This window comes from Prevotella bivia DSM 20514 (assembly GCF_000262545.1).
GTDB lineage: Bacteria > Bacteroidota > Bacteroidia > Bacteroidales > Bacteroidaceae > Prevotella > Prevotella bivia.
In genome coordinates this window covers 396,975-415,422 of record NZ_JH660660.1, presented here as the reverse complement: position 1 = coordinate 415,422, position 18,448 = coordinate 396,975, and the positions used below count along the sequence as shown (strand labels likewise).

16 protein-coding genes and 1 pseudogene are annotated in these 18,448 nt (G+C 39.8%); 6 read left to right on the top strand and 11 right to left on the bottom strand.

The window, feature by feature from the left end; translation table 11 throughout:
* The first annotated feature begins 97 nt into the window (after window positions 1-97).
* The 5 genes from PREBIDRAFT_RS04140 (at window position 98) to PREBIDRAFT_RS04120 (ending at window position 5,980) form a co-directional block, all read left to right on the top strand.
* Entirely contained in the window at window positions 98-844 is a 747-nt protein-coding gene (locus PREBIDRAFT_RS04140; protein WP_004338490.1) for an ABC transporter ATP-binding protein, read from the top strand.
* Complete coding sequence (locus tag PREBIDRAFT_RS04135; RefSeq protein ID WP_004338488.1) at window positions 837-1,601, top strand: hypothetical protein; 765 nt, start codon at window positions 837-839, stop codon at window positions 1,599-1,601. The genes PREBIDRAFT_RS04140 and PREBIDRAFT_RS04135 overlap by 8 nt, the downstream gene beginning before the upstream one ends.
* Window positions 1,602-1,619: 18 nt before the next feature.
* Window positions 1,620-2,507, top strand: a complete 888-nt coding sequence (locus PREBIDRAFT_RS04130; RefSeq protein WP_004338486.1) for a hypothetical protein — start codon at window positions 1,620-1,622, stop codon at window positions 2,505-2,507.
* A 37-nt stretch (window positions 2,508-2,544) separates the two neighbouring features.
* Window positions 2,545-3,354: an N-acetylmuramic acid 6-phosphate etherase gene (gene murQ / locus PREBIDRAFT_RS04125; protein WP_004338484.1), complete on the top strand. Its 810-nt coding sequence runs from the start codon at window positions 2,545-2,547 to the stop codon at window positions 3,352-3,354.
* A 430-nt stretch (window positions 3,355-3,784) separates the two neighbouring features.
* Window positions 3,785-5,980 (top strand): sodium-translocating pyrophosphatase, encoded by a 2,196-nt coding sequence (locus PREBIDRAFT_RS04120; protein WP_004338482.1) that lies wholly within the window; start codon window positions 3,785-3,787, stop codon window positions 5,978-5,980.
* 157 nt (window positions 5,981-6,137) lie between these two features.
* Here the strand turns inward: PREBIDRAFT_RS04120 and rodA are convergent, their stop codons facing one another.
* The 7 genes from rodA to PREBIDRAFT_RS04085 form a co-directional block, all read right to left on the bottom strand.
* Entirely contained in the window at window positions 6,138-7,613 is a 1,476-nt protein-coding gene (gene rodA / locus PREBIDRAFT_RS04115) for a rod shape-determining protein RodA (RefSeq protein ID WP_004338480.1), read from the bottom strand.
* A 14-nt stretch (window positions 7,614-7,627) separates the two neighbouring features.
* Entirely contained in the window at window positions 7,628-9,745 is a 2,118-nt protein-coding gene (locus PREBIDRAFT_RS04110; protein WP_004338478.1) for a peptidoglycan D,D-transpeptidase FtsI family protein, read from the bottom strand.
* Window positions 9,746-10,246: a rod shape-determining protein MreD gene (gene mreD / locus PREBIDRAFT_RS04105; protein ID WP_004338476.1), complete on the bottom strand. Its 501-nt coding sequence runs from the start codon at window positions 10,244-10,246 to the stop codon at window positions 9,746-9,748. It lies immediately after the preceding gene.
* A 5-nt stretch (window positions 10,247-10,251) separates the two neighbouring features.
* The gene (gene mreC, locus PREBIDRAFT_RS04100) at window positions 10,252-11,139 is read right to left on the bottom strand and encodes a rod shape-determining protein MreC (RefSeq protein ID WP_004338474.1); all 888 of its coding nucleotides are present in this window, start codon (window positions 11,137-11,139) and stop codon (window positions 10,252-10,254) included.
* Between the two features lie 17 nt (window positions 11,140-11,156).
* Window positions 11,157-12,179, bottom strand: coding sequence for a rod shape-determining protein (locus tag PREBIDRAFT_RS04095; RefSeq protein ID WP_004338472.1), 1,023 nt, complete (start codon window positions 12,177-12,179; stop codon window positions 11,157-11,159).
* A gap of 45 nt (window positions 12,180-12,224) precedes the next feature.
* Window positions 12,225-12,818 (bottom strand): MGS-like protein, encoded by a 594-nt coding sequence (locus PREBIDRAFT_RS04090; RefSeq protein WP_004338470.1) that lies wholly within the window; start codon window positions 12,816-12,818, stop codon window positions 12,225-12,227.
* Between the two features lie 351 nt (window positions 12,819-13,169).
* Window positions 13,170-13,529 carry a hypothetical protein gene (locus tag PREBIDRAFT_RS04085; RefSeq protein WP_004339295.1) on the bottom strand — a complete coding sequence of 120 codons (360 nt, stop codon included), beginning with the start codon at window positions 13,527-13,529 and terminating at the stop codon, window positions 13,170-13,172.
* 202 nt (window positions 13,530-13,731) lie between these two features.
* Between PREBIDRAFT_RS04085 and mutY the strand changes: the two genes are divergently transcribed.
* Window positions 13,732-14,745, top strand: coding sequence for an A/G-specific adenine glycosylase (gene mutY / locus PREBIDRAFT_RS04080; protein WP_004338467.1), 1,014 nt, complete (start codon window positions 13,732-13,734; stop codon window positions 14,743-14,745).
* Between the two features lie 126 nt (window positions 14,746-14,871).
* On the opposite strand, the gene PREBIDRAFT_RS04075 is transcribed toward mutY, so the two are convergent.
* The 4 genes and pseudogenes from PREBIDRAFT_RS04075 to PREBIDRAFT_RS11405 form a co-directional block, all read right to left on the bottom strand.
* The gene (locus PREBIDRAFT_RS04075) at window positions 14,872-16,032 is read right to left on the bottom strand and encodes an amidohydrolase (RefSeq protein WP_004338465.1); all 1,161 of its coding nucleotides are present in this window, start codon (window positions 16,030-16,032) and stop codon (window positions 14,872-14,874) included.
* 26 nt (window positions 16,033-16,058) lie between these two features.
* A complete protein-coding gene (locus tag PREBIDRAFT_RS04070; RefSeq protein WP_004338464.1) occupies window positions 16,059-17,324 on the bottom strand; it encodes an MFS transporter in 1,266 nt (421 codons plus the stop codon).
* A gap of 138 nt (window positions 17,325-17,462) precedes the next feature.
* On the bottom strand, window positions 17,463-17,597 hold the full coding sequence (locus tag PREBIDRAFT_RS11795) for a hypothetical protein (RefSeq protein ID WP_004338460.1): 135 nt from the start codon (window positions 17,595-17,597) through the stop codon (window positions 17,463-17,465).
* Window positions 17,598-18,105: 508 nt separating this feature from the next.
* Window positions 18,106-18,448, bottom strand: a pseudogene (locus tag PREBIDRAFT_RS11405) (IS1380 family transposase); the annotation flags it as partial.

Sequence of the window (18,448 nt, the reverse complement as noted above, 5' to 3'; positions counted from 1 at the left end):
TTTGCCTATGGTAAGTAGCATTCGCCCAAGCTGTAGTGCTGCTTAGGCCATTCGACAGCTTTGCGTATTATAATTACCATTCATAAAAGCTACTGGTATGATCGAACTAAACAATTTAACTTTCTGTTACCCCAGTCACCATGATGCGGTTTTTGAGGATTTCTCGCTACACTTTGACGAGGGACATATCTATGGGCTCTTGGGTTCGAATGGTGCGGGAAAGAGTACCTTATTATATATAATGGCAGGTTTGCTAACACCCGATAAGGGTGGCGCATGGCTCGATAATAAGGTGGTACGCGATCGTAAACCATCTGTGATGCGAGAGATATTCCTTGTGCCTGACGAATTTGAACTCCCTTCGGTAACTCTCCTACAATATATAGACGACAATGCCGTATTTTATCCTCGCTTCTCGCGTGAAGATATGGATGCTTACTTAGCCTCCTTTGGTATGACGGTAGATGTAAGTTTAGGCGGACTTTCTCTAGGCCAACGCAAAAAGATTTTTATGAGTTTTGCTATGGCTACACATACCAAAATTTTGCTAATGGACGAACCTACCAACGGATTAGACATCGTAGGTAAGCGGCAATTTCGTGAGTTTCTGGGAAAAGGAATAGCACCCGATCGCACTTTCATCGTATCTACTCATCAAGTGAAAGATATTGAAGCCGTGCTAGATCATATCTTATTGATAGATAGAAACGAACTACTTTGCAACTGTTCTGCTTCACAAATCTATGAACAACAAGCCCTTAGTGGCGAACTCACCGACGATCATATTAACTTAGAAGTATTCTTTGAGAAGGCTGTGAAAGGAAAGGAGGCACATCATGATTAATATACAAAACGACCTCTTTAGCTTCCTACGCTTCAAGGCATATCTCCGTAAATTGTGGCATGAGCGTTGGCGCAGACTAGCCCTTGCGGTAGGTGTTCTCTTTGGCATTTTGCTTGTTATAGAGTTTTGGGTGGCATTTATCAACTATGATGATGTTTCGTTAGCTTATGTGTCAACTGACTATGCAAAAAACGATATTATCCTATTTTCCGCCTTGATATGCTTAGTGGGTGGTAGCATCAGTGCTACTCAGATGTTTACCGATGGACAGCAGAAAGGTGGTAGAATTCATGTGCTTACCACCCCTGTTAGCACGCTAGAGATGTGGTTAAGCCGCTGGCTCATCTATGTATTAGGCTTTGTCGTAGTGTTTGCCGTGTGCTTTTATGTGGCAGATACCTTGCGCGTGCTTGCATTTTCAGCCTATCCTTATGTGCGCTATGTGAATGTGTTCAGCGAGACGGGCATCCCCCAAATGGCATGGTACTTCTATCCTTTCTTCGTGTCATGGTTTGTTTTGGGTTGTTATTTCTTCCCCAAACACCCCATTTTGGCTACAGGTGTTACAGTCTTTGTGGGGGCTATTGTCTTTATTATGCTTATGGTAACAGTATCATCACCATGGTATGACGGCACTGATAGTCAGGAAAAGGTAGCCATTGTGGTAACAAAGGTGTGGCTCATTGGGCAAACCTTGCTCAACTATTGGTTGTCTTGTCGCCGCTTAAAGGAACTAGAAGTAATCGATCACTATTGATCAAGAGGAGGAAAAAAGATGAAAAAGACAACAAAATGGGTAATTGCTAGTGTAATCCTTTCTTATGCCTTTTGGGTGATATTCCCAATGATTAATAATGCAAAGCCAATTGGTACAGTGCTGAATGTGGACGTAGAAAAACTCGTTCATTTGCCTGCCAGCAGTAGTTTGCGCATGGACATTAATCCAACGACTAGTGAATACGACATAAAATACGGAGGCTATACTTGCGAAGCTACTATCGTTATTGACGAGGCTGTAAAAGGAATAGACATTATTTTCCCAGCAGAAGTATTGAAGCTAACAACCAAGAACTGTGTAAGTAGTTTCGATTACACCGATACTTTTAAGAAAGCAGCCGATAATTATAATCTAGTTCTCTCCACAAAGAAAACTCCAAAACTCGATAATGATGATCAGAATCTTATAAAAACAAAGCTTGGAGACTATGAAACACATTCTTATCCTCTTACCTTTAAGATGAGTGCGGCAACGTTATTAAAGCACATTAAACAGAGAGATATGCGTTGGTCGGAGTGTACTAACCTTACTATCAAAGGACTGAAGGTAGCCTCTCTCGTTTACACCGATAGCTTTGGCGTTACTTTTAGCCATTGTACGTTTGACACGTTGCGTGTGAACGTGGATGACGAGAGCTGCTTTTTAAACCACTCTACAGTAGGAACGCTTTATCTCTTGGTAGTAGATTACTCTCAGCCCGATGCAGGGTATATGTCCACTTCGTTTGCAACCGAAGAGTCTCACATAGGTGTACTTTACCTAACAGGAGGTGGACAAGTCTCCGTAAGTGCCAATGACTACGAACAAATCTATTACGCTCCAACCAAAGGCGATACGCTAAATGTGGAATTAATGGGACTTAGTAAGGCTATACGGTTAAAGTAAGACCCTGCCAATACTACCTCAATCCTCAACTTATATTATGTTTGAAAAAATAACAGAGCAATCATCCCTCTACAACGATTTAGAGCAGAAGTCGGTAACCGATATTCTGACAGAGATGAACGCAGAAGATAAGAAAGTGGTTGTAGCTGTGCAAAAATGTATTCCACAAATCGCTAAGTTGGTGGACGAAATCGTGCTACGTATGCGCAAAGGAGGTCGTGTTTTCTACATAGGAGCAGGTACTAGTGGGCGCTTAGGTGTGCTTGATGCGTCAGAAATACCACCTACTTTTGGTGTTCCTAAAACGCTTTTCTATGGCTTGATAGCAGGAGGCGACACCGCATTGCGTAATGCTGTGGAGAGCGCAGAAGATAAAGAAGGTAAGGGATGGGACGAGCTGACCGATCATAATGTCACAGGAAAGGATGTTGTCATTGGCATTGCAGCCTCGGGAACTACACCTTATGTTATTAGTGCTTTACGTGAGGCACAAGCACATGGTATTCTTACTGCTTGTATTACTAGCAATCCAGACTCGCCAATGAGTAAGGTTAGCGACATAGCTATTGAGATGATTGTAGGACCAGAGTATGTTACAGGTAGCTCGCGCCTAAAATCGGGTACAGGACAGAAGATGATCCTCAATATGATTTCTACAGCAACAATGATCCGATTGGGGCGTGTAAAGGGTAATAAAATGGTGAATATGCAGCTTACCAATATGAAACTTGTTGATCGTGGTACCCATATGCTTCAAGAACTGCTCGGAATAGAATATGGTACTGCAAAGAAATTATTATTGCTCTATGGCTCAGTAGAAGAGGCTTACGAAAACTATCAAAAGTAAATTCTTCCTTGAGAGTATGTTTCTTTATATATAACAAGTTGTTATTTCTCTTTTTGTTTTTACAAAAGAATATAGCTTTCACTTGCAAAACATGATTATATTAACAATATGTTATCAATATGAGCTTGTGAAAATACTATGAATTGAATATAGGTAATTTATGCGAAGTTATATGTTGTAGAATTAGCTATATATCTTACATTTTGTAAAGTTATAATGAGTTATTACTCATTTAGTCTAACTTAATGTTACTATAAAAAGATTGTTTTCGCACACGGTGTAATATTAGAGACGAAAAGGTGCCTTTTTAGTTAAACGATATTAACGCAGTGATAAAAATATTCTAAAATGTTTTTTAAAAATACAGATTTCTAGTATATTTGCGTCCAGAAATCTAAACAATTACTGTTAACTAACAAACAATACAAGAATGGAATATATACCTTCTGTTTTTTGGCTAATACCAATTGCCTCCATTTGTGCATTGGTAATGGCATGGTTCTTCTTCCGCAATATGATGACAGAAGAAGAGGGTACCCCACGTATGGCCGAAATCGCTCTATATGTTCGCAAGGGTGCGATGGCTTATCTGAAGCAACAATACAAAGTGGTGGGTATCGTTTTCGTTATCTTAGCAATCGTTTTTGCTATTATGGCTTATGGTTTTAATGCTCAAAACCCTTGGGTTCCATTTGCATTTCTTACTGGTGGTTTATTTTCGGGCTTAGCTGGTTTCTTTGGTATGAAGACAGCCACTTATGCTAGTGCTCGTACTGCAAATGCTGCTCGTCAGAGTTTGGATCGTGGTTTGAAAGTAGCTTTCCGCTCTGGCGCAGTTATGGGATTAGTAGTGGTAGGTCTCGGCTTGCTAGATATTGCTCTTTGGTTTATTGTTCTTACTTATTTTTATCATGGTGATAATACTGCTTTGATTACTATTACCACCACTATGTTAACTTTCGGTATGGGTGCGTCTACACAAGCTTTGTTTGCACGTGTGGGTGGTGGTATCTATACAAAGGCAGCCGATGTGGGTGCCGATCTAGTAGGTAAGGTTGAGGCTAATATTCCAGAGGACGACCCACGTAATCCTGCTACTATTGCAGATAACGTAGGCGATAATGTAGGCGATGTGGCTGGTATGGGTGCCGATCTATACGAAAGTTATTGTGGATCTATCCTTTCAACAGCAGCTCTTGGGGCTACAGCTTTCTTGAGTTCTGGTGAAATGCAGATGAAGGCAGTTATAGCTCCTATGTTGATTGCTGCTATTGGTGTATTTTTGAGTTTGCTAGGTATATTCCTTGTACGTACAAAGGAAGGAGCTTCTATGAAGGACTTACTTCGTTCGTTGGGTTTAGGTACTAATACTGCTGCAGTGTTGATAGCGTTTGCATCATTCGGAGTACTTTATTGGTTGCAAATAGACAATTGGTTGGGTATCAGTTTCTCTGTACTAAGTGGTTTGGCTGCTGGTGTCATTATCGGACAGGCTACAGAGTACTATACATCACAAAGTTATAAGCCAACTCAAGATATTTCAGAAGCCTCAAGCACTGGTGCTGCTACTGTTATTATAAAAGGTATTGGTACGGGTATGATCTCAACATGTATTCCTGTTATCACTATTTCTGTAGCTATAATGATGAGCTTCCTCTGTGCTAACGGTTTTGATATGTCAATGAGCGCACAAAGTATTCAGATAGGTCTTTATGGTATTGGTATTGCTGCAGTAGGTATGCTTTCTACATTGGGGATCACCCTAGCTACTGATGCTTATGGTCCTATTGCCGATAATGCAGGTGGTAATGCCGAAATGAGCGAACTAGGTGAAGGGGTACGTCAACGTACAGATGCGCTTGATGCTCTAGGCAACACTACTGCTGCAACAGGTAAAGGCTTCGCTATTGGTTCTGCTGCACTAACAGCTTTAGCACTATTGGCTTCTTATATAGAAGAAATCAAAATTGCTATGCATCGTGTAGGTGATACTATGACAGACTTAACTGGTAAAACAATTGATGCTACTCAGGCTACAATTCCTGACTTTATGAACTACTTCCAGGTAAACTTGATGAACCCTAAGGTGCTAGTAGGTGCGTTCGTAGGTGCTATGGCTGCATTCTTGTTCTGTGGTTTGACAATGGGAGCTGTAGGTCGTGCTGCTGGTAAGATGGTTGCTGAGGTTCGTCGTCAGTTCCGCGAAATCAAGGGTATCCTTGAGGGTACAGGCACACCTGATTATGGTCGCTGTGTAGAAATATCTACTTTGTCGGCTCAGCAAGAAATGATTTTCCCTTCATTGTTGGCTATTATCATTCCAATCCTAGTAGGTTGCGTGCTTGGTGTAGCAGGTGTTATGGGCTTGTTAGTAGGAGGCTTATCGGCAGGTTTCACGCTTGCAGTCTTTATGGCTAATGCTGGTGGTGCTTGGGATAATGCTAAGAAATATGTTGAAGAGGGTAACTTTGGTGGTAAAGGCTCTGAATGCCATAAGGCTACAGTTGTGGGTGATACCGTTGGTGATCCTTTTAAAGATACATCTGGTCCTTCATTGAACATCTTAATTAAGTTGATGTCTATGGTTTCGATTGTGATGGCAGGACTAACAATAGCTTTCGCATAATAGAGAAGAGTTTTTGTTTATTTTAGGTTATTATTCATAGATTAAACGTAGGGGGCTAATTCCAGGGATGGACTTAGTCCCTGATTTTTTTGGTTTCATAAGAACAATAGTAAAAGTAGGGATATTTGATAGTCTTGATATGCTTACATTTTGTTGCTTACTGCCTAATCAAATTTCTTCCAGCATCAATTCTAAGGAAGATAAAGAGGAGTAAGGTGAAGCCCCATAGAGAGGAACCACCATAGCTAAAGAAGGGAAGTGGGATACCTATGACAGGGGTTAGTCCGAGTACCATTCCCACATTAATAAAGAGGTGGAAGAAGAAAATTCCAGCTACACAATAGCCATATACGCGTCCAAACTTGAACGGTTGTCGTTCGGAGATATACATCAAGCGAAGGATAAGGCAGCAGAAGAGTACCAACACAGAGGCAGATCCTAAGAATCCTTCTTCTTCGCCTACAGTACAGAATATGAAATCGGTGTCTTGTTCTGGTACAAATTTTAGCTTTGTTTGTGTGCCATTTAAGAAACCTTTACCTCGTAATCCTCCTGATCCTATGGCTATTTCACTTTGATGCACATTGTAGCCTGCACCAGCCAAATCTTCATCTAAGCCTAGAAGTACATTGATACGCACACGTTGGTGAGGTTGCATCACATCATTGAGTACATAGTCGGCAGAATAGAAGAAGGCTATTGATCCTAGCGCAAAGAGAGAAATATAAAAGAAATGAGGAAAGCGCGAGTTGAGCCCATTATAGATAAAATATCCTATAACACCAGCCGAAAGGATGAGTTGCACCCAAACAATATCAAACGGTATTACAAATTCAGAGAATAAAACAGCTATTAAAGTAATGCCAAAGACATAAGCTAGTAGACGTTTTGTTTTTTTCGTATCGCCTAAATATACCCATATCATGGAAGTAGAGAATAGCTGAACAAGGAATAAAACAATGAATTTTCCCACAGAGGTTGGGGTATCCCATAACATCACATTCTCATATTTTATACCCACAACAAAGTAAATAATCATGGCTACTCCAGTAAAAAGGAACGAACCAGGCATACCTTCACGATAGAACATAAAGAAGAAAGAGAGGTAAACTAGGGCTGATCCTGTTTCACGTTGTCCCACGATGCAGAGCATAGGTAAGAAGATGATACCACAAGCAATCATAAAATGCTTGCGATTTTTCATTGTGAAGCCATAGACTGACATAAATTTGGCAATGGCTAGGGCTGTGGCAAACTTAGCAAACTCGGCTGGTTGCAGGCGTAAGGGTCCTAAAACAAGCCAAGACCTTGATCCCTTAATGCTATGCGGGTTGAAGATAGTGGCAAAGAGTAGTAATACCAATAGCCCATAAACAATGTAGGCGAAGGTGTCAAAGAAACGGTCGTCCATCATTAAGATAACAAATCCAAGGCAGACGGACGTGCCAATCCAAATAATCTGCATACCTGAACGTGATGATAGCGAGAATATTTCGGTATCTCCATAGGTATAGCTAGCACCACACACACTCACCCATCCAAAGATGAGTAGGGCAATATAGATGCATATTGTCCACCAATCAAGGGAGCGAAGTACTCCAGGTTGTCTGTCGGCTGAATAATTATTTGGCACGGTTTGTTATTTTTTTATTTTTTTTCTTCATCAGTAGGCTTTTTGTCCTTCTTGTGGTCATCGCCTTTTTCCTTTATCACACTTTCGTCTGTTTCTGGACGGATAATAGGATCATTGGGCATTTGTGGCTTCTTCTTTTCTTGCTTTTCGGCATCAAGTTTTGCTTTCTCTTCCTTGGCTTTTTTAATTTCTTCTATCATCTGCTTTTCTTTTACCTGCTTTAGTGAGTCTTTTATTTGGGTAACGCGTTTGATAGAGTCAAGGCGTAGCGAGTCAGACTTTGTGAGTGGACGCTTGAACGAGTAGGCTATATGTCGTTTTTGTATTTGGTCGGCTTTAGCCATATCGCCAGGTGTTAGCTTACCATTGATGTATTGTTCTATCATCAATGCACCGATAGGCACACCATAAACAGCACCGAAACCACCATTCTCTACATATACGGCAATAGCTATCTTAGGATTTTCCACTGGTGCAAAGCCCATAAACACAGAGTGGTCTTTACCACGGTTTTGGGCGGTACCAGTCTTTCCCGCTAATGTATAGCCAGGATGTGGAGCGCCAGCACAAGTTCCATTATTAACAGAAGCCTGCATTCCAAGGACAACACGTTCATAGGATTTTACACTACCCATAGTGCGGTGGCGCTCTGTATATTTCTTGTCAAGACGACGTCCTTGTATCTTTCGTACAACATGCGGTGTTATGTAATAACCACGGTTAGCGATAGTAGCCCCAAGATTAGCAATCTGAAGTGGTGTTAAATTCACTTCACCCTGCCCAATGGAAATAGATATCACCGTTAGAGGGTTCCATACTTTAAACGCATGATCGTAAAATTGAGCATTTGGGATCATGCCGCGCTTCTCACCAGGAAGGTCTATGCCAAGCTTATAACCAAACCCCATTGATACCATATAGTTGCGCCAAACAGTCATAGCATCATCGAGATTTTTGTAACGTTTACGGTTGGAAAGCATGTGGTATAGCCCCCAACAGAAGTAAGCGTTGCAAGAGGTTCCGAGTGCTGGAACTAGAGATAGGGGAGATGCGTGTGCATGGCAACCAAGGTGTAGTCCTTTGAAATAGAAGCCATGGTGGCAAGCATAACGGGTAGAGTCAGAGATAATTCCTTCTGTGTAATAGGTTACTGCTTGACTCGTTTTGAATGTTGATCCAGGGGGGTACTGTCCCATAATGGCACGATTAAGTAGTGGCTTAGCAGGATCAAGCATAAGCGTATGTTGTGTCTTACCACGTAGTTTGCCAATCATCTCTCTCGGATCAAATGTTGGAGATGATACCATAGCAAGGATCTGACCTGTTTTAGGTTCGATAGCAACAATAGCACCTAATTTTCCTTCCATTAAGCGTTCACCCAATAGTTGAAGGTCGGCATCAAGCCCTAGCTGAATATCACTTCCGGGTATAGGCTTTTGATCAAATTTCCCATCTTGATAGCGCCCTTGTATTTGTCCATGGGCATCACGAAGAAGAATTTGTACTCCTTTGCGTCCGCGCAATTCTTTTTCGTATTCACGTTCCACCCCCATTTTACCGATGTAATCGCCAGGTTGATAATACTCATCTTTCTCAACATCGGCTTGATTTACTTCTGCAACATCACCTAATATATGCGCACCTATGGGGCGTTGGTAGGCACGAATACTACGACGCTGGATATAAAAACCTGGAAATCGATAGAGCCGTTCGTGAAAGGCACTAAACTCTTTGTCTTTTACTTGTCCGAGGAAAAGTTGTTGCGAAAAACGCGAATAGCCAGGGTTTTTATTGCGGTCTTTAATGTCCTTCATACGCTGAATAAAAAACTCCTTGGTAATATTCAGGGCTTTACAAAAATCTAGTGTGTCAAGATGCCCTTTTTCTTCGTTCATGACCACCATAATATCATAGGCAGGCTGGTTATAAACGAGCAACTTTCCTTTACGATCGGTGATAAGACCGCGTGAGGGAAACTCTATTTTTTTAAGAAAGGCATTAGAATCAGCACTTTTTCGATAGTCGTCGCTAGCTATTTGAAGTGCGAATAGGCGTATAATGTAAATAAGTACAATGCCAATAGCTACCGCACTTAATACTAATCGACGTTTTTCAAAATCGTAATTTTTCATTTATCGTCTTCTTACGTTCTCTATTACAAGAATTAATACTATAGTAAGCAGCGTACTAGCCAAGATACAAGCTCCCCATTCCAATAAATTGAAAAATGAGAACATATCAAGTGAGAAGAATACGACACAATAAATGAAAGTAAGAATAAGGACAAACCATAAATATTTGCCAAACCCAAGGCTGTCTATACATGGTTTTAACTCTTCTGCACTTTCGTGAGAAGTGAAAGACGATAAAACGAAAGGTTGGATGGCACTTAAAAATGTAAGCGAAAACGATGATACACCTGGCGTATTTGAGAACATATCAATGAATAAGCCCATAACAAACGCCCAAAGCATCATACCCCATTGTGGATAATTGCGACGAAACTGAACGATAAAGTATATATATAATAATGGTGTAGCAATGCCAAATAGGTGGACGTGGTTGAGTACGAACACCTGTAAGAGGATGAGTACAATAGACCATCCTAACTTTTTAAAGAAGTTGACATCCATTGTTATTAATTTGCCTTTTGTGTAGAACCTTGTCCTTCAAGTGGTTTGATAGAGTCGAGTGCTGCTTGCATTATTTCTTGCTTCTTCTTAATGGAGGCATCATTGATCACACAAACATCGCGCAGATTACCAAAGTCGGTAGAAAGTTTGATAGCTAAACGGTAGGATAAGCCGTCTTCTGAATTATAAACATGCTTGATCTTACCTACAAGAACACCAGCAGGGAACACTGATGAATATCCACTTGTAACCACTCTGTCGCCTAGCTTGAACTTCGCATGGCGTGGGACATCATCGAGGTAAGCAACATCGCTTGATCCGCCATTCCAATGTAAGTAGCCAAAGTAATTATGTCCCTGAATGGAACAACTAATATTCGACTTAGAATTGAGTACGGGTATTAACACAGAGTAATGACTGCCAGCAAGATACACAATACCAACAACACCGTTACCACATGCTACACCCATGTCCTTATGCACTCCATCGGATGTTCCTTTGTTTATCGTTATAAAATTATCCGTTTTGTTTACAGAATTGTCCACAACTTTAGCTAATACCATTCGATACTTCGTAAGGAAACGATACTGCCCACGTTTGAGGTAGGCAGTATCCTTTGTTTGATCGTATAATTTCGCATACAGTTCTTTGTTTTCTCGCTCCAATAAAAGGTTGCGCTGTGTAAGCTCCTCATTTACCCTGCCTAGGGTAAAGAAAGTGCTTATCTTAGAACTTGTTTCATACATTGACCCGCCAATATAATTAGCTGTAGTAAACCACACGCTACCTTGATAATCATTAAAGCGAAACAATAATATCAAACTTAATATTTCTAAGACTATGAATAAGAACCAATGCTTATACTTTGCAAGAAATTCTGTTAGATTGTGCATCTATGCGCTAATATATCTTATCTCATCAAGAAAGAGAAACGATCTACATTTTTCAATGCTATACCAGCACCTTTTGCTACGCTATGCAATGGATCTTCTGCAATATGGAAAGGAATATTTATCTTATCTGTCAATCGCTTATCGATGCCACGTAGCAATGCGCCACCACCACTTAAATAGATACCATTCTTAACGATATCAGCATAAAGTTCAGGAGGAGTTCCTTCAAGTGCAGAAAGTACTGCATTCTCAATCTTTGCCACCGTTTTATCTAAGCAGTGAGCAATTTCTTGATAACATACAGGTACTTCCATAGGAAGTGCTGTAATACGGTTAGGACCGTGAACAACGTAATCTTCAGGTGCTTCTTCACCTAAGTCGGTTAAGGCAGATCCTACATGTAGTTTGATACGTTCAGCCATACGCTCAGAAACCTTTACGTTATGTTGGCGACTCATATATTCTTGAATATCGGCTGTTAGCTCATCGCCAGCCACACGGATTGAGTTGTTACAAACAATACCACCTAAAGAAATTACGGCAATCTCTGTGCTACCACCACCAATATCAACAATCATATTGCCTTCAGGTGCTTCTACATCAAGTCCCATACCTAGTGCGGCTGCCATTGGCTCGAATATCAAATATACATCACGACCATCAGCCCGTTCGGCAGAATCACGAACAGCGCGAAGTTCCACCTCTGTAGAACCAGAGGGTACACCAATCACCATACGGAGTGTTGGAGAAAAGAAGCGATTACCGCTGTGTACCATCTTGATAAGTCCACGCATCATCTTCTCACAAGCAGAGAAATCGGCAATAACACCATCACGAAGTGGACGGATAGTACGGATACTAGGGTGCTCCTTTTCGTACATCATCTTTGCATCGCCACCCACAGCAATCATCTTGTCAGTACGACGGTCGAGTGCTACAACTGAGGGCTCATCAACAATAATCTTATCATCACTGATAATAATTGTGTTAGCTGTTCCAAGATCCATTGCTATCTCTTGGATAAATGAAAATAGTCCCATTTATTATAGTTTGATTTTTATTTTTCGTTTTAAACGCTTTCTTAATTACTTTGCAAACCAATTATGAATAGCTGTATCATACCCACTACTTACTGCAAAAGCGCGCTCGGCAAAGGTTTTTCTGTCTTCCAAGTCGGTTACGGCACCGTTTTTATTAAGTAATTGAAGTAGAACAGGATACTCTGCCTTACTAGGTACGATGACAACATCCTTGAAGTTCTTGGCTCCAGCACGTATTAGAGAGATTCCACCAATGTCAATCTTCTCGATAATTTCATCGTCAAGAGCACCACTAAGCACGGTCTGCTCAAATGGATATAGGTCTACAATAACGAGATCGATAGAAGGGATTTCGTATTCTCTCATTTGTGCCTGATCATCTTTGTTATCACGGCGTGCCAAAATACCACCAAAGATACGAGGGTGAAGTGTTTTTACTCTGCCGCCGAGAATTGACGGATAGGAAGTAATATCTTCAACCTTTGTACATTCGTAACCAAGTGATTCGATAAAAGTTTGTGTACCACCAGTGCTAAGAAACTTAACACCCTCTTCGTTTAACTTTGCTAACAAGTCGTCAAGACCATCTTTGTGAAAAACCGAGATCAAAGCGGTTTTAATTTCCTTTGTTCCAGACATTTTATATGCTCTTTTGGGATTTTATATGCAAAGTTACTAATTCCGAGTGAGGAAATGGAATTTTTATATCAAAAAAGGGTAGGAGGTTGAAACAAATAATGTTAAGAGTTAAATTAAGATTGGTACGAAGCAATGAAGGTAGCGTTTTTTCATTAACAAGTAAAGCTGATTTGAACTGTAATTCCGATTATATTCATTTGTATAGTATGCTTAATGAGTGAGAAATATCATTTCTTGTAGTCCTAGTATATTATCAAAAAAAGTAGAGGAGATAAGTATAGCCAGTCTGCCCAAAACTTATTCTCTTTATTATAGTATAAGCAAATCTAATATAAGCAAATATGAAAGTCGTTACTTGCCGAAACCTAACTCGTCCATAATGCCTTGAATTTCACTGGCTATCCCTAGGATATGATTGGTAACTCCATCTTTCATGCCTTTTGCCATATCCTTTACAACTTTACCTTCTAGTTTTCCTATACGTGTACGTTCAGCAACCGTGTACTCATGCTTAGAAATATTCTTACGAATTTTTCCAAACTTCTTAACGGCTTTCTTCCAATCGTGGGCATCATAATATTGTCCTCTAGTTTCTATTTGGGTGGAAAAGTTTTGCAAGTCGTTAAATGCCGATTTGCTTGTTGAACAAGAAGTCATAGATGTTGAAGCACTGGCAATAATCAAAGTGCTTATTAATGTTTTAATTTTCATTGTTTAGCTAATTATAATCTCTAAATCGTTTTATTCTTTAATGGGTACAAAAATAGTAAACTAAAGCTATTTAGCTAATATTTTATTGACATTATTCTTAATGTTTTCTACTTTTTAACTACCTTTTTATAAGTTAGGTTGCATTCGGAAATATTTGAACGCAAACTTTCATATTTCACTCATTTGCACTAACTTTGTTCCTATGAGTTTTGCATCGATACTTTTACAATGGTTCTCTGAGCATGGAAGAGAATTACCTTGGCGTGCTACCAAAGATCCTTACGCTGTTTGGTTGAGTGAAATAATTCTTCAGCAAACACGTGTTAATCAAGGGTGGAGCTATTGGGAAAAATTTATGCACCAATGGTCTACAGTAGAGCAACTTGCAGATGCGTCGGAAGATGATGTCTTGAAGGCTTGGCAAGGACTAGGGTATTACTCTCGTGCTCGCAATCTTCATAAAGCGGCGCAACAAGTGAAGGCTTTGGGAAAATTTCCCAATAATTATCAAGCACTTAAGCAGTTGAAAGGAGTGGGCGATTATACAGCCGCAGCCATTGCTTCTATCTCCTTTAATGAGCCAGTTGCAGTGGTTGATGGTAATGTTTATCGTGTTCTTTCACGTTATTTTGGTATTGATACACCTATTGATACTACTGCAGGCAAAAAAGAGTTTGCTGCACTTGCTCAAGAACTAATAGCACTCGATAAACCTGGCATCTACAACCAAGCCATTATGGATTTTGGTGCTATCCAATGCACACCAGCATCGCCCAATTGTAGTCGATGTCTCTTGTTAGAAACTTGTGTGGCTTTCAGGCTAGGACACGTTGGAAGTTTACCTGTTAAAAGTAAGAAAATTAAACAGCGTGAGCGTCGTTTTGATTATGTCTATATTAAATATAATGATGAGATAGCAATCCATCAACGAGGTGCAGGTGATATTTGGCAGGGGTTATGGGAGTTGCCACAAGTTTCGATAATTCCCAAGGAAGTTCAGTCAAAGTTTTCTGAGATTTCAACAAAAATATGTAGTAATGTCAAACATATCCTTACCCATCAGATTATCTATGCCGATTTACACCTCTGGGTAGCTAATGTTAAGCCAGCATTACCTTCCGATTATCTATGGGTAAAGACTGGAGAAATAAGCAATTACGCCTTGCCAAGACTCATAGAGTTGTTACTTGTAAAACTCCCCAATGAGGATATTTAGTAAGGTAAAGACTTATCTAATAAGTAAGACACCTAAAAAACTATCAAAGATTTTTTTAGGTGTCTTTATTTTTAGCCATTGTAAGTGGTTCCCTTATTATTTTTTAGGAGATGTGTCATCTTCCATTTATTTCAAATACTCTTCTACTAGTGAAACCCAATAGGTAGCACCGCGAGATAGTAATTGCTGGTTGAAAACATATTTAGGGTGGTGTACCATCATAGTGTCTCCATTGCCTATCATACAATAATTACCGACCTTTTCCTTTAGCATAAAAGCAAAATCTTCACTACCCATATAAGGATGTAAATGCTCGTCCACCTGATCCTCACCAAAAGTTTGACGTGCTACACTTGCTGCCCACTTTGTATTCTCTGGTGTGTTGATCAATACGGTGCCAGCTACTCCTTCTCTTATTTCGTATTCGCAAGCAAACGATTCGGCTTGGGCTTTGGTAATAGAACGAATTTTGTCTAGGACAAAGGTTCTAACCTCAGAGTCCATATTACGTATGCTAAGTCTTAGTATGGCTTTCTGTGGCACAGCATTACCTGCAACACCAGCTTGGAAAGCACCCACATTAACCACTGTGTTCTTCCATGGAGACACGTTTCTACTTACAATTGTTTGTAAAGCCATTACTAAAGATGCGCCACATACTAGAGGGTCGATGCTTAATTCTGGCATTGATCCATGTGAGCCTTTTCCTGTTAGCTCAATTTCCCAGTTGTCAACTGCTGCCATTGTTTCGTTTTCACAGAAAAAGAACTTACCCAATGCTAGTCCTGGCATATTATGCATACCGTAGACAGCATCTACAGGGAAGCGTTCGAAGAGCCCATCCTTGATCATAGCAGGACCTCCTTGCATAGTTTCTTCTCCTGGCTGGAAAATCAAGCGTACAGTACCATTGAAGTTTTTATGTTCTGATAGATATTTGGCAGCTCCTAGCAACATTGTGCTATGAGCATCATGACCACAAAGGTGGGATAGTCCTTCTTGTTTGCTTTTGTAGCAGAGGTTGTTGTCTTCTGCTATTGGTAGAGCATCAAAGTCAGCTCTCAAACCAATCGATTTTTCTCCATTTCCCACAGTCATTGATGCAACAATACCTGTTCCTCCTATGCCTTCAGCTACATCGTAACCCCATTCTTTCACCTTGGCGACAATGTATTTTGAAGTGAAATGTTCCTTCATAGAAAGTTCTGGATGTTCATGTAGCTCACCCATCCATTGTTCCATATTATGTTGTAAACTTGCAACAGATGCAATTAATTCTTTTTTCATGTTATCCTATATTTTATATTTGTATTTTACTCTAAATCTGAAAATTTTATCTTTATGACCTTTGCGATGAGAAAAGGAAATAAGCATGCTATCATTACTAAAACGAAGAACCAGTCGTATCCTAGGGTATCTGCAAGGACGCCAGAGATTTGGCTTGGTAGCATCATAGAAAGAGCCATAAAGCCTGTGCATAAGGAGTAATGACTTGTTTTGTGTTCTCCTTCGCTAAAATGGAGCATGAAAAGCATATAAGCACTGAAGCCAAATCCGTAACCAAAGTTCTCTATAAAAATAGCGGTACTTATAAGGATAAAATTTTCTGGTCTGATAAATCCTAAATATACGTAAGCGATATTAGGCAATGTTATTGCTATCGTCATAGGCCATAGCCAGCGTTTTAGTCCATCTCTACTGATAGCCCAACCTCCTAAAATACCTCCTAATAACAAACCTGCAACTCCCACAATACCATTGATAGCACCAAACGTTTCAAGTGATAGAGCTAATCCACCCTTAGCTGCTTCTGCGCGTAAAAAGAGGGGCGCAATGGGGTTCAGTAATGCTTCGGGTAGTCGAAATAAAAGTAGAAACGCTATAGCAATCCATATTTCTTTTTTACGAAAGAAACTTGTGAAAGTTCCTACAAACTCTGTCATCAGTTCGCTAGCCGACAAGGCGCAGTGGTTGGTGTCGCTATTGGGGGTTGGCATTATAGCCTTATGATAAAGACCTAAACCGATAAATAGTCCTGAAAGGGCATAGAAAACTAAAGCCCAAGCAGGTTTTATATTCATTACTTCTTGTAAAATACCAGCTAAAGCCACAAGCCCACCTTTACCCACAATCATAGAGATGCGATAGAAAGTGGATCTGATTCCGACAAAAAAAGCTTGACCTTTTGAGTCTAACCCTAACATATAGAAACCATCTACGGCAATATCATGGGTTGCGCTTGAAAAGGCTAATAACCAAAAAAAGCAGATAGAGGCTTGTAGCCAAAAAGAGGTGTTTATGGTGAAAGCTACCCCAGCAAAAGCAGCACCTAGTAGCATCTCCATAGAAAGAACCCACCACCGTTTGGTTTTAATAAGATCAAGAAATGGACTCCATAAGGGCTTTATTACCCAAGGGAGATAAAACCATGAAGTGTAAAACGTTATTTTAGCATCAGATAGTCCCATTTGCTGATAAAATACTAGCGAAACAAGTGTTACAACAGCGTATGGCAATCCTTCTGCAAAATATAGTGAGGGTACCCATGCCCAGGGCTTATCTTTCTTATTTGCTTCCAATGAATATTCTGTTTAGAAATTTAAGACCAATGAAAAACTAGCAACAAGTAGAATATTCTTTTTTGATTTTACTTGTAAGGCTAGTTTTCTTTAGGGCAAAGATAATAAAAAAGACTGTGAAAAAGGGTAATTTGAGTGCTATTTCTTCATATCATAATTATTCTCGTCATCGCTTTCGATAGTCGTATTGGAAAAATCAGCTTTGTATTCCTTTGAATAAGAATTAGGAGTTGTAAGATTATTCGGATGTGGATAATCTTCTTCGTCGTTCATTTGTTCTTATTCTTCTAAGTAATTCTCAAGATTCTGCTCTTTTGCTTTTTTCAGTAGTTTTACGTGCATTCTGCTGAGTAAAATTCCAAATAATTTATAAAAGGATTAGGTAAAAGATTTAAAATGTGTTATTTCTTTGATTTGTTTTTTTTGATAAAAGAAGAAGAACTAATACCTTTGAAAAAGTAATTTTAAAAACTTTATTTTGATGATTATCCAATAGAGGATGTAACATCTAATGGTTTTGTTATTCCAATTAGAAAAGGAAAAGGTATTATCGAAACAAGTTTTTTGCCCATTTCTAATAAATTTTACACAATAGGTATAAGACAATGAAATACCTTAATTCCGCAGTATTTTTTCTTGTGAGAAAATTTTATATGTTGAGGTGTCTTTTTGGGACTCTATATGTTGATATGAGATGCTTCGGTGTTTCTTGGGTTTTTTCTAAGCATAAAATCCCCCACCCAAACCAATGGGGAATATTAAAACCACAAAGAAATACTGTTTATTCAAGGAAGACTTCTGAGTAGTAGGTTTTATTTGTATACAGGTTCAGAACGTTCTGCCTTCCCGTTCTCACCCATTTTGCTGGCACGCTGACAAAATGGAGGATAAAGGCTTTCAGCCTGCTTGTCTTTTTCAATGGCTTGACCTTATCGCTGATATGACGGACGAGATAGAGATAGAAGTTCTTCAGCATGGCGGTAACCATCATGAAAACCATGTTCTCAGCCATAAAGGAAAATGGAAGATGTGACCAGCCGAAGTCATTGTTCTGTATGTCGAAGTTCTTTTCACCCGCTCCACGTTCATTATAAAACGTAATGATGTCCTTCTCGGTAGACACC